Raw genomic sequence first — 11,435 nt, 5'->3', positions numbered from 1 at the left:
TATACGAAGAATGCCGCCCGGCTTGCGCCGCGGCGGCATTTTCTTTTTAGGATTCGTTACGCGCGTAAACGATCGGATTCAGCCTCGAGGCGGCGATATCGCCCGGGCCGAGGCCCGGCAGCCACCGCGCCAGATCGTTGCGGCGCGCGGCCGTGTCCGGCTCCGCGATGCGCACGCCGTCGGCCATGTAGATGACGGTCATGACCTTGCGCATCGTCTCGGTCGGGTTGCCCGGCGCGCTGTGCACCGTCCAGCCGGCATGGAACGTCGCGTCGCCGGCGTTCATCGCGCCGTACGTGACCTTTTCGAACCCTTTGCCCTCGATATATTGCGCCAGCGTCCGATGCGATTCGTCGGAAATGACGGTCTTGTCGATCAGCCCGTTCCGATGGGAGCCCGAAGCGAACATCATGGAGCCGACCTCCTCGGAGATCGGGACGAGCGGCATCCACATCGTAATCGTATGGTCGGTTTCGAGCGGCCAGTAGATTTGATCCTGGTGCCACGGCGTGTGGCCGCCGCCGGGCTCCTTATAAAGCGCCTGGTCATGGTAAATGCGAACGCCCTCGACGCCCATCAGCTCCGCCGCGATGCGCGCGAACCGCTTCGCCAGCGTAAACCGAGCCGCCGCCTCGCTGTATTCCCACAAATTACCGACCTGAATGAACGCCTTGCCGTACGTATCCCGCTCATGCACCGGCTTGTCATGGTTGTTCCGCTCGCGCACCATCTCGGACAGCACGGGTTCGTAGGCGGCGATCTCCTCCCCGCTCGCGACGCCGCGCAGCAGCGTATGCCCGTCGCGGCGATACCTCTCGATATATTCCGGGGCGAGCTCGTACGTCCCGCTCAGTTCCGGCAGCGATCGTTCGATTTCGTTCATGAAGAGGCGCCTCCCTTTTGTCTTCCTCGGTCGCAATCGTTATGGTACATTCATAGTAATCCATAACCGCTAGGGGAGGCATTGTCTAAATCATCTTCCCCGTTTGTCAAAAACGACTGTTTTGCGGAAGAGGCAAAGGAGGCGCCGACGCGATGCATCGGCTTACAACGACGTCGCAGGCGGCCGCAGGGCCGATCGTGCCTTACGTCCGGGAGAGCGACCGCGCGGTGCGACGGCCTTGGCGCGTACCGGAGAGGCGGTTGCTCGATTATTTACTGGTGTTCGTGCGGCGCGGCCGCTGCGTCTTTACGGTCGACGGGTGTCGGCACGAGTTCCGGGACGGCGAATTCGCGCTCATCCAACCGGGCAGCCTCTGCGAGCTGGAAGGGCTGACGGACACGGAGACGCCTTTCGCGCATTTCGATGTGTTCTTCTCCTCCGATCGGGAACGGAGCTTCCCTACCCGCCCGGGGCAGACCGATCTGACGGCATACCTCGACCTGCTGCAGCCCCGAATGGACGACGTCTTCGGATTCGCCGTCCCGGTTCGGCTGCGGCCCCGGGACCCGAAGCGAATGCGGGATGCCCTGCTCCGCCTTGTCGACACGTGGCTGGGGGGAGACTCGTTCGCGCCGCTAAGCGTCCAGGCCGCGGCGACGGAGCTGATCGCCATGGTCCTTGCGGACCACGCGCCCCCGGACCGCGACGGGACGTCGAAGCGCGAGCCGCTCGATGAGCTCCGCTGGATCCCTTCGTATTTCTCGCTGCACCTGCACGAGCCGCTTCCCGTGGAGACGATGGCCGCCCGGGCCGGTCTATCCCCGTCCCGCTTCGCCGCGCGATTCAAGGCGACGTACGGCATGCCGCCGCACCGGTATTTGCTCGAGATGCGGGTGGCGCACGCGGGCGAGCTGCTGCGGTCGACGTCGCTGTCGCAGGAGGAGATCGCCGCGTATTGCGGGTTCGCGGACGTTCATCATTTCTCGAAGGCGTTCAAGCGTATCACGGGCGCGGCGCCCGGCGCTTGGCGGAGCTCTCCGCTATGACGACGCGCGTGAGACGCCCTACCGTCCTCGCAACGAACGTCTTCCCGAAGATGCCGAGCTCCATGATCCTCATACCCCGCCCGTCGTCTCTTCCCGACGTTTTAATTAAGGGAACGCCCCGATAAACAGCAAAGCGCGTCGCATGCTCGCCGCGCGCTTCCCGCCAAAAAAAAATGTTTTCTTCGCAAGACGGCTTCCTCCGCAAATCCCCCTAGCCTTGCGATTTCCCCATTCCCAGCATTAGTCCGTTGCGGTATACTGAACTAGTGGTTTGATGATTATCGAACTAATGTCATCGTTTTCTGGGAAATGAGGTTCGCATGCATCCTACTCTCCGCCGCAACCGGCCGTTCGTTCGATTGTGGTTCGCCCAGATCGCTTCCAACGTCGGCGACCAATGCTACGCGATCGCGCTCGTCTGGTATTTGCTGGAGCGCGTCGATTCGCCTTCCGCGCTCAGCCTCTTGTCGATCCCCGAGATGATCGCGGGGCTCCTGTTCACGCTGCTGTTCGGCGCGATCGCGGATCGGTCCTCGCCCCGCGCGCTGATGATCTGCTCCGACTTGGCGCGCTTCCTGCTGGCGCTCGCCGTCTTCGCGATGATGCTCGGCGGGGTCGACCATCTCGGGCTGTTCATGGGCGTCCAGTTCGGCATCGGTTTGTTCGTCGCCTTGTTCGCTCCGGCCCGCACCGTCGCCGTCCGAGCGGTCGTTCCGCCCGAGCTGATGAACCAAGCCAACGCGCTGCAAGATACCACCTTCCGCGCCATCCGAATCGCGGCGCCGATGGCCGTCGCGGCGCTCTCGCCGTTCGTCCCGCTCCCGTGGCTCGTGTTCGTCAACGCCTGCGCGTACGCCCTCTCCGCCGCCTTCGTCTGGAGCGCGGGCCAGGCGACGCCGCCTCGGACGACGCCTTCGGAACGGATGACGCCTGCGCGCTACGCTCGCGACATTGTCGAGGCGGGCCGGGCGCTGCGGGCGAACCGAACGTTACTGTTTACGATCCTCTTCGGCAATATGGGTTTTCTCGCTTGGCAGACGTTGTGGACGGTCGGCTTCCCCGTATTGGCGGCCGACCTGAGCGGCGGCGCGGTCGGCTCCGGCGGCGCCGAAGGCGCGGGCGGCGGCTGGCTCGGCGTCATCGTGGGCTGTTACGGCGCCGGCAATCTGCTCGGCAGCCTCTTCATGACGCGGCTTCCCGTCGCCAAGCCGTTCCGCGCCGTCCTCCTCGGGTGGCTGTTCCTCGCTGCCGGCTATGCCGTCATCGCCGCGGGCGCCTCGACGCCTTGGGTCGTCTGCCTCGGCGCGGCGATCGGCGGCATCGGCGGCCCCGTCATCGGCATTCCGCTGCTGACGGCGATCCAGACGATGGCCGAACCGTGCCACACCGGGAAGATCTACTCCGTCAACGCCCTAAGCTTCACCGCGTTCTGCATCGGCTCCTCCGCGATCGGAGCGCTCGGCGTCGGCGACTGGCCGCCCAGGGCGATGTTCGGCTGGGGCGCGGCGTTCTTGGTCGCGATGGTCGCGGCCGCCTTCGCCTCCCATGCGGGCACGGCGCGACGCCTGCGCACGAAAGAAAGCGCGCCGCCGGCCCCCGCGAAAAATCCCGCTTCGGCCGACGGCGCGCCGTCTTCGAACGTTTAGAAGTTAAAGTTGTCCGGGTCCGCGCCGAAGCGGCGGTTTTCGTTCATTGCGTCGATGGCGCCCATCTCCTCCGCGCTCAATTCGAAGTCGAAGATGTCCGCGTTTTCCTTCATGCGCGCGACCTTCGTCGATTTCGGGATCGTCACGACCCCGTGCTGCAAATCCCAACGAAGCACGATCTGCGCGGTCGATTTGCCGTGCTTGGTCGCGATTGTCCGCAGCGCCGGGTGATCGAGATTGTTGCCCTGCATGAGCGGGCTCCACGCCTCCATCTGAATCCCCTTCGTTTTGCAATACGACAGCAGCTCAACCTGCGACAGAAGCGGATGATATTCCACCTGATTGACCGCCGGAACGACGCCTGTATCTTGAATGATCTCCTCCAGGTGATGGATCTGGTGGTTGCTCACGCCGATCGCGCGCACCCGCTTCTCCTCGTACAGCCGCACGAGCGCCTTCCACGTCTCCCGGTATTTGTCCTTCACCGGCCAATGAACGAGATACAAATCGACGTAGTCCAAACCGAGCCGCTCCAGGCTCGCCTCGTGCGCGCGCAGCGTGCTGTCGAAGCCTTGATCCGCGTTCCACACCTTCGTGGTCACGAACAGCTCCTCCCGCTTCACGCCGCACTCTCGCACCGCCTTCCCGACGCCGACCTCGTTGCCGTACACCGCCGCCGTATCGATGCTCCGATATCCGTTCGCGATCGCCGCGGCGACCGAGTCCTCCACCTGTTGGCCTTCCTCTACCTTCCACACGCCTAATCCGATCCACGGCATCTTCACGCCGTTATTGAGCGTGGTCGTATCCGTCAATCCTCTTGCCGTCGCCGTCATGCGTAATCTCCTTTCGTCTCGAGGCCATGTTTGGTTTTCGCCTCGAGATGATTTTACCAAACCTTATACAACATTGGAAAATGCCCCCGCCCATTCGAAATCATTAGCGGCATGCAAAAGAAAACCGATCACACGCCTTCGATCCGTTGTGGTAAAGTTTGGGTAATGATCTCTTTAATGAGGGGGAGGCATAAATCATGAAGGAAGCGTTCGAACGCATGCTGCGTCATATGGCCTGGGCGGACCGGCGCATCGGGGCGACGCTGGGGAAAGCGGAACGATCCGCGGCGGATACGGAGGACGCCGAACAGGCCGGCTTACCTCTGGAGGCGGCGAAGCTGTACGCGCACGTCGTAGGCGCGGAAGCCAATTGGTTGTCCCGATTGACCGGGGGCGACAGCTTCGTGGCGCCGATCTTCCCGGCTTGGAACGTCGCGGAGGCGAGCGCGCGCTCCGAGGAGCTGCTGCCGAAATTCGAAACATTTATCGCCGCATGCGACGACTTCGAACGGCTCGTCGTCTACCGCACGAGCACCGGCGCGGAATTCCGCACGTCGGTCGCCGATATTCTCACGCATGTTTTCCTGCACGGCAGTTATCATCGGGGACAAATCAACGCGAGGCTGCGGGGCGCCGGGCTGGAGCCGACGCCGGTCGATTATATCCTGTTCGCCAGAGAATAATCTTTTCGGCACACGGCAAAGAAGGCCGGTCGCAACCGCGACCGGCCTTGCTTACGTTACCATGTATATTCGTCCGGCACGTAGTCGAGCTTCGACCCCGCCGCGAGCCGCAGCGTCCCCGACGCCTCGTCGTACATGACGCGGTCCGGCTCGACGTAAAACCAATGCTTCACGACCGGCTGCAGCTGCTCTTCGAACACGAACAGGTTCAGCTCCCGCTTCCACTTCAGCAACTCCGCGATCGCCGGGCCGCTCGGCACCTGCACTTCGAACGACCAACCGCCCTCGGTGCGCTCGCGCACGACGAACGGAACGGGCGTCTTCGCCGAATCGAGGAACGTGCGGCCGCCCACCGCGTGCTTGATCAGCAGTCTTCCTTCCATCTTCTTCGCTCCCTTCGCGCCTTACGGCAGATCGATCAGGAGGAAGAACGCTTCTTCCTCGCCCGCCGTCGTAAATTTCAGATGCGGCGTCTCCGTGATGCGGGCCGTGTCTCGCGTCCGCAGCGTCGCCGTCTCGGTCGGATCGCCCGCGTTCGCGGCATAAAGCGAGCCCTCGATGACGAACAGGAACGAGCGGCGATCCATCCCCTGCAAAAATTCGATCGCCTCGCCCGCCGGCAAGCGGGACAGGTAGATGGTCGTGTCCTGATGAATTTTCGCGGCCGACGGTCCGCCTTCGGGCGACACGATCGGCACGAGCCTTCCCGTCAGCGCGGACGGATCGAACGACGACGTCTCGTAGGACGGCGGCAAGCCCGGACGCGACGGCTCGAACCACATCTGCAGCAAGTTCACCGGCTCGTCGTCGGACGGATTCGCCTCCGTATGAATGACCCCGGTGCCGGCCGACATGCGCTGCACCTCGCCGAAGCCCGTCACCGCGACGTTGCCGAGGCTGTCTTCATGGCGCAGCTTTCCGCTCAGCACGACGGAGACGATCTCCATGTCCGCGTGCGGATGCGCGCCGAAGCCGCGCCGCGGGGCGACCGTATCGTCGTTGCACACCCGCATCGGTCCGAACTTTGCGTTCCTCTCGTCGAAGTCCTCCCCGAACGAGAAGCTGAAGTTCGACTGCAGCCACCCATGGTCGTGGCTGATTCGCGTATGTTTTGGATATACCGTTATCGTATTCGTTCCCTCCCCGTTCCGAATCCATATGAAATGCGCAAATGGATCGGCGTCGCTTTCCCCTAATGATATCACGGCGCGCGACGCAAGCCAAAAGGACGAGCCGCCACGTCGGCCGGCTCTTCGAATGCCCGAATGACTATATAAGTAACCGGCGTCGGCGCTGTGCGTCCAGGCGCCGCCGTACGCGACCGCGGGACTCTTTGCGAATACGACTTCGCCGACCAACGCGTGCCGGGATCGCCGTCCGTCAGCCTGTTCGCGGAATTGCCCGACTGCTCGGCGGAGGGGGTTACGCTCTTGTTCGGCTCTTCGTTCGACGAGACATTCGGACGTCCTAAAACAATGAAATTTGCTCCGGCGGCGGCTCGCCGCGCGACTGCCCGAGCATCGTCATCAACCGCTTCGCGTTGCCGGCGCCGTGACCCCCGGAATTGTTGTTGAAAATGACGTCGATCGCCGCCGTATGCGCCAGCATCCGCTGAAGAATGCCCACCCAGTCGCGCAGCTCGGCGTCGCTGTAATCGTATAAGTAGCGTACCGCCCGCCAATCGGGACTGCCGCTTGCGTGCCAGCCCGCGACGTTGCGTCCGTGGAACCGTACGATCGTCCGTTCCGGATGCGTCGGAACGGGTACGATCGGGATCGACCCGAGCCCGGCCTGCGGTTCGTCGCAGACGCTATGCATCCACCCTTCGCGCTCCATGAACGACAAGGTTTTCGCGCGAAATTCGGGCGCGAACCAGCTTTGATGGCGGAATTCCAGCGCGACGGGCGCATCCGCCATAAGCGCCTTCGCCCGCCGCAGCGTCGCAACGTTGTCCCGGGTACAATCGAACCAAGGCGGATATTGGAACAGGATCGCCCGAAGCTTGCCCGCGCGCGCCATCGGCTCGAAGGCGGCGCGGAACGCGGCGAACATCGCCGCTTCCTGCGCCTCCGAAACATCGGCGAGGGCGTCGACGGACGGCGCCGCCTCGCCCGTCAGCAGCTTGGCCAGCGCGCGGCGGCCCGTATCCCGGTCATGTCCCGTCATGCCCTGGAACGCCTTAACGACGAAGCCGAAGTCGTCCGGCGTGTCGTCGACCCAGCGCTGCACGGCTTCCGGCGTCGGGATCGCGTAGAAGGAGTTGTCCACTTCGACGACGGGGAACTGCCGCGCGTACATCGCGAGCTTGCGCGCGGCGGGCGTCGCCGCCGGATAGACCGTATCGTGGCCGCCCCAGCCGGCTAGGCCGATGGAAACGTTTTCAAGAGAAAAGCCTTCGTTCACGAGTCGCTCCCCCACAGGCTGCGGCCTTTGCGTAGAAACCGGTATCCCTTGCGCACCCCGTTCATGAGGGAGCTCGGGATCGCGACGGGGCGGTCGTGAAGGAACGGAAGATAAATGCGGTAATACGCCTTCTTCAGATCGTCCCACATCCCGCAAGGCTCGGCTTTCAGAAAATCGGATACGTCTACGACGACGCCGCGTCCGTCTTTGGTGACCATCACGTTCTTCCCGTGGACGTCGTGCGGATTCAGGCCCCGCTCGCGCGCGTACGCGAGCGCCGCGTCGATGTCGTCGACGACCCGCTTCGGGATGCGCACCCCCTGCAAGACGCATTCGTACAGCGTCTTCCCGTACAGCCGCTTCATGACGAGGAAGCGGTGCGTCTCGTCGGCATGCAGGCATCTGGAGTACGCCTCGTGCTCGCCCAGCCGTCGATACACCTCGACCTCTTCGTCCCAGCCTTCGCGGCCCGGCGCGTATAGCTTTACGACGCGGTCCGGGTAATCGGGGTGGACGACGACGGCGGCGTAATTGCCGCGGCCGAGCACCTTCCACGGCTTCGGCAGCTCCGAGACGACGACGGGGTCGTGCGGGTCCGGACTTTCGACGCGGATCCCCGGGAGCAGCTCTTCATAAATCAATTCGGCGAAGCGCTCCATATTACGCGCCACCGCCCGTCTCGCCGAATCGTCCGCCCCGCGGACGGACGCGCCCGCAACGGCCGGTCGATCGGCTTGCGGCGGGCCGGCGAGTCCGCCGGACCACCAGCTGCAAAACCTTCATCGCCGCTCCCTCCCCGCTCCTCTATTCTATAAAGCTGCTTCATCCAGCTTATTCGAAGAAATCCCAACTGGAATTATGGTTTCTATTTTATCACAGGCCCGTCGGACGGACACCGCCCTCCTGACATTTTCCCTTCCCGCCTACCCGCCGACTTTCGGCATACGCCCTTGAACGGATCCGCCTCCTTGACGCGGGGTTCGCGATTTGTCACAAAAACCGCCGCCTTCTCGTTCCATTTATAAATTCATACCCACAAGAAGGAGCGAATCGATATGCACACCATTGTCATTGTAGGCGGCGGCTACGCAGGCATCCATACCGCGAAGGCGGCGAAGGCGGAAAGCATCCGGCGCGGCGTACCTGTCCGCGTCGTATTACTGGATCAGGAACGGACTCATTTGAAAAAGGTTCGCCTCGTCCAGGCCGCGGCCGCTCCCGCTTCGCTGCGCGTTCCCTGGGAGACCTTGTTTCCCGAGGGGGACGTCGAGTTCGTACATGGCCGAATGGTCGGGGTCGACGGCGCGGCGCGCCTCGTCCGCTACGTCGACCCCGGGGCGCCCGGCGGCGGGGAACCGCAGGCGCTCGCCTACGACCGCCTCGTGCTCGCGCTCGGCAGCGTCGTGCGCGACGCCCCGGCGGGCGCGGGCGGCATCGCGCTGCGGGACGAAGCGCAGGCGGAGCGCATTCGCCTGACGGCGGAGGCGAATTTGGCGGCCGCCGCCGCCGAGACCGACCCCGCCCGGCGAGCGGCGCTGTGCGCGGTCGTCGTCGCCGGCGGCGGCATCAGCGGCGTCGAAACCGCCGCCGCCCTCGCCAAGGCGATGAAGCGGCGCGCCGCGGCGCTCGGTCTGCCTGCGGCGCTGCCCCGCGTCACGATCGTCGCCGGCGCCGACCGGCTCGTCCCGCTCATGTCGGACGCGGCGTCCCGCCGGCTCGAGTCGAGGCTTCGCTCGATCGGGGTGCGCGTCGTCCGCGGCGTACGCGTCGTCCGTCACGACGTCGAGAGCGGCGCGACGCTGTCGGACGGGCGGCGCCTCCCGGCAGGCCTTGTCGTGTGGACGATCGGCGTCGATCCGAATCCGGCCTTACGCAGCTTCGGATTCCCGCTCGACGACAGCGGACGGCTGCTGACGGATTCCTCGTATCGCGTGCGAGGCGGGCATGATACGATATATGCCATCGGGGATAACGCGCGGGTCGTCGACGCCGACACCGGTATCGAGGACGGCATGACCTGCCGGGAAGCGATCGCGCAGGCAGGGCGGCTCGGCCGCGTCCTGCTCGCCGACCTGACCGGCGCGCCGGCGGAGCCGCATCGGGCCGACACGCGGCAGCAATACTGCGTCGGCCTCGGCGAGGGCGAAGGCTTCGCTTGGATTCGCCATTGGGGCGTCGACTTTACGATCGGCGGCGCCTTGGGCGGCAAGGTCCGCGAGTACACCTGGAATTACGCCAGCTTTATGAAGTAATAGGGATGCGGGGGCGCGGCCCCGGAAATGAGGAGCGTGATAGGAATGGCCGTATCGACGGACGCGTTGTACGTGAAATACAAGCCGTTATTGTTTTCGCTCGCGTATCGGATGACCGGCTCGCGCGCGGAGGCGGAGGACGTCGTGCAGGAGGTGTTCCTGCAATGGGCGCGGCGTCCGGCGGCGGAGCGCGAGCTCGAGCACCCGAAGGCGTATTTGTGCCGGATGGCCGTCAATCGGTGCACCGATCTCGCCCGTTCCGCCCGGGCGCGGCGGGAGACGTACGTCGGGCCGTGGCTGCCGGAGCCGCTGCTCGGGGCGCCGGCCGCCGAAGGCGACCCGGCCGCGGCATTCGAGCGCGACGAGACGCTGTCGATCGCCATGTTGCTGCTGATGGAGCGCCTCTCCCCCGTCGAGCGCGCCGTCTTCGTGCTGCGGGAAGCATTCGGCTTCGGGTATGACGAAGTCGCCGCCATGCTCGAGAAGACGCCCGCGAACGTGCGGAAAATCATGAGCCGCGTGCGCGCCAAGCTGGACGGCGAGCGCGCGGACATCGCCCCGCCCGACGCCGGCTTTGCAGAGGAGCTCCTGCTCGCCTTCCGCCGAGCGACGAGCACGGGCGACCTCGAACCGCTGTTTCGCCGGCTCGCCCCGGACGTCGTGCTCCTGTCGGACGGCGGCGGCAAGACGTTCGCGGCGACGGTGCCGATTCATTCGCAGGCGCGCGTCGCGGCCTTCCTTGGCGGGCTGGCGAGGAAGATGTCGCCGGACGACATGCTCGTGCCGGCGGTCGTCAACGGCGAGCCGGCGCTCGTCGCGCTCGAAGGTCCCGAGCGGGCGGTCCGGAGCGTAATGGCGTTCCGGCTCGCCGCGGACGGCTCGATCCGGGGCATCTACATCGTCCGCAACCCGGACAAACTGAGACATGTTTCGGAGGGACTGCGAATACCCTAGTACCACTACGGACAAACGGGGTGGAGCATGTCCTGGATCGAAGCCTTTTTCCTCGGGTTGATACAAGGGTTGACGGAGTTTTTGCCGATCAGCAGCACCGGCCATCTCGCGCTCGGCCGCCACGCGTTCGGCCTTCGAGAGGCCGGGTTGTTCCTTGATACGATGCTGCACGTCGGCACGCTCGCCGCGGTCGTGTACTATTATCGCGAAGAACTGTACGGGGTAATGAAGAACCCGTTCGGCAAAGTCAGCCTGCTGCTCGCCGTCGGCACGATTCCCGCGGTGCTCGTCGGATTTTTCTTCGAGGATTTTTTCGAGGCGATTTCGGTCAGCGGCGCGACGATCGGCTGGGAGTTTCTCGCGACCGGCGTCTTCCTTTGGTTCGCGGATCGCATTCGGAACGGCCGGAAGAAGCTGCAGCACCTGACCTACGCGGACGCGCTGGTCATCGGCTCGTTCCAAGCCGGCGCCATTCTCCCGGCGATTTCCCGCTCGGGCCTCACCATCGTCGGCGGGCTGCTGCGGGGGCTCGACCGCGAAACCGCGGCCTACTTCTCGTTCCTGCTGTCGATTCCCGCCATCGCGGGCGGCGTCCTGCTGCAGGCGATGCATCTGCTCGAGGGCGGCGCGGGCGAGGGCATCGGGCTCGGCCCGCTGCTCGTCGGCGCGCTCGCCTCCGCCGTCTTCGGCTACGTCGCCGTCCGCTGGATGATCGACTTCCTCAAGCGCGGC

Annotated in this window: 12 protein-coding genes; 6 read left to right on the top strand and 6 right to left on the bottom strand. The window is 64.8% G+C overall.

The features are described from left to right. Positions 1 to 46 precede the first annotated feature (46 nt). Positions 47 to 883: a phytanoyl-CoA dioxygenase family protein gene (locus VEZ38_RS18930; protein WP_324896296.1), complete on the bottom strand. Its 837-nt coding sequence runs from the start codon at positions 881 to 883 to the stop codon at positions 47 to 49. Between the two features lie 152 nt (positions 884 to 1,035). Here VEZ38_RS18930 and VEZ38_RS18925 point away from each other — a divergent pair, with 152 nt between their 5' ends. Both VEZ38_RS18925 and VEZ38_RS18920 read left to right on the top strand, forming a co-directional pair. Further along, positions 1,036 to 1,929 carry an AraC family transcriptional regulator gene (locus tag VEZ38_RS18925; protein WP_324896294.1) on the top strand — a complete coding sequence of 298 codons (894 nt, stop codon included), beginning with the start codon at positions 1,036 to 1,038 and terminating at the stop codon, positions 1,927 to 1,929. Between the two features lie 320 nt (positions 1,930 to 2,249). Then, positions 2,250 to 3,575, top strand: a complete 1,326-nt coding sequence (locus VEZ38_RS18920) for an MFS transporter (RefSeq protein ID WP_324896292.1) — start codon at positions 2,250 to 2,252, stop codon at positions 3,573 to 3,575. On the opposite strand, the gene VEZ38_RS18915 is transcribed toward VEZ38_RS18920, so the two are convergent. Further along, a complete protein-coding gene (locus VEZ38_RS18915; RefSeq protein WP_324896290.1) occupies positions 3,572 to 4,411 on the bottom strand; it encodes an aldo/keto reductase in 840 nt (279 codons plus the stop codon). The two genes, VEZ38_RS18920 and VEZ38_RS18915, sit on opposite strands and share 4 nt — an antisense overlap. Positions 4,412 to 4,608: 197 nt before the next feature. Here VEZ38_RS18915 and VEZ38_RS18910 point away from each other — a divergent pair, with 197 nt between their 5' ends. After that, the gene (locus VEZ38_RS18910) at positions 4,609 to 5,094 is read left to right on the top strand and encodes a DinB family protein (RefSeq protein ID WP_324896288.1); all 486 of its coding nucleotides are present in this window, start codon (positions 4,609 to 4,611) and stop codon (positions 5,092 to 5,094) included. A 56-nt stretch (positions 5,095 to 5,150) separates the two neighbouring features. On the opposite strand, the gene VEZ38_RS18905 is transcribed toward VEZ38_RS18910, so the two are convergent. From VEZ38_RS18905 to VEZ38_RS18890, 4 genes are all read right to left on the bottom strand, one after another. Further along, entirely contained in the window at positions 5,151 to 5,477 is a 327-nt protein-coding gene (locus tag VEZ38_RS18905) for a hypothetical protein (RefSeq protein WP_324896286.1), read from the bottom strand. A 21-nt stretch (positions 5,478 to 5,498) separates the two neighbouring features. After that, complete coding sequence (locus tag VEZ38_RS18900; protein ID WP_324896348.1) at positions 5,499 to 6,221, bottom strand: pirin family protein; 723 nt, start codon at positions 6,219 to 6,221, stop codon at positions 5,499 to 5,501. Between the two features lie 340 nt (positions 6,222 to 6,561). Further along, complete coding sequence (locus VEZ38_RS18895; RefSeq protein ID WP_324896284.1) at positions 6,562 to 7,497, bottom strand: DUF72 domain-containing protein; 936 nt, start codon at positions 7,495 to 7,497, stop codon at positions 6,562 to 6,564. Continuing rightward, entirely contained in the window at positions 7,494 to 8,156 is a 663-nt protein-coding gene (locus VEZ38_RS18890) for a serine/threonine protein kinase (protein WP_324896282.1), read from the bottom strand. Before VEZ38_RS18890 ends, VEZ38_RS18895 begins: the two co-directional genes overlap by 4 nt. Positions 8,157 to 8,552: 396 nt before the next feature. On the opposite strand from VEZ38_RS18890, the gene VEZ38_RS18885 reads away from it, so the two are divergent. The 3 genes from VEZ38_RS18885 to VEZ38_RS18875 form a co-directional block, all read left to right on the top strand. Beyond that, positions 8,553 to 9,749, top strand: coding sequence for an NAD(P)/FAD-dependent oxidoreductase (locus VEZ38_RS18885; protein ID WP_324896280.1), 1,197 nt, complete (start codon positions 8,553 to 8,555; stop codon positions 9,747 to 9,749). A gap of 45 nt (positions 9,750 to 9,794) precedes the next feature. Then, on the top strand, positions 9,795 to 10,703 hold the full coding sequence (gene sigJ / locus VEZ38_RS18880) for an RNA polymerase sigma factor SigJ (RefSeq protein ID WP_324896278.1): 909 nt from the start codon (positions 9,795 to 9,797) through the stop codon (positions 10,701 to 10,703). A gap of 27 nt (positions 10,704 to 10,730) precedes the next feature. Continuing rightward, the coding region (locus tag VEZ38_RS18875) for an undecaprenyl-diphosphate phosphatase (protein ID WP_324896276.1) at positions 10,731 to 11,435 on the top strand (705 nt) is incomplete at its 3' end.

The organism is Paenibacillus sp. (assembly GCF_035645235.1).
Lineage (GTDB): Bacteria > Bacillota > Bacilli > Paenibacillales > YIM-B00363 > Paenibacillus_AE.
Note: the sequence above shows the minus strand (reverse complement) of the source record. Positions and strands in the feature narration are given on the sequence as shown.

What these genes read in the sequence shown, in the direction of transcription:
- VEZ38_RS18930 (WP_324896296.1), bottom strand. Translation starts at nt 883, where the DNA reads ATGAACGAAATCGAACGATCGCTGCCGGAACTGAGCGGGACGTACGAG.
- VEZ38_RS18925 (WP_324896294.1), top strand. Translation starts at nt 1,036, where the DNA reads ATGCATCGGCTTACAACGACGTCGCAGGCGGCCGCAGGGCCGATCGTG.
- VEZ38_RS18920 (WP_324896292.1), top strand. Translation starts at nt 2,250, where the DNA reads ATGCATCCTACTCTCCGCCGCAACCGGCCGTTCGTTCGATTGTGGTTC.
- VEZ38_RS18915 (WP_324896290.1), bottom strand. Translation starts at nt 4,411, where the DNA reads ATGACGGCGACGGCAAGAGGATTGACGGATACGACCACGCTCAATAAC.
- VEZ38_RS18910 (WP_324896288.1), top strand. Translation starts at nt 4,609, where the DNA reads ATGAAGGAAGCGTTCGAACGCATGCTGCGTCATATGGCCTGGGCGGAC.
- VEZ38_RS18905 (WP_324896286.1), bottom strand. Translation starts at nt 5,477, where the DNA reads ATGGAAGGAAGACTGCTGATCAAGCACGCGGTGGGCGGCCGCACGTTC.
- VEZ38_RS18890 (WP_324896282.1), bottom strand. Translation starts at nt 8,156, where the DNA reads ATGGAGCGCTTCGCCGAATTGATTTATGAAGAGCTGCTCCCGGGGATC.
- VEZ38_RS18885 (WP_324896280.1), top strand. Translation starts at nt 8,553, where the DNA reads ATGCACACCATTGTCATTGTAGGCGGCGGCTACGCAGGCATCCATACC.
- sigJ (WP_324896278.1), top strand. Translation starts at nt 9,795, where the DNA reads ATGGCCGTATCGACGGACGCGTTGTACGTGAAATACAAGCCGTTATTG.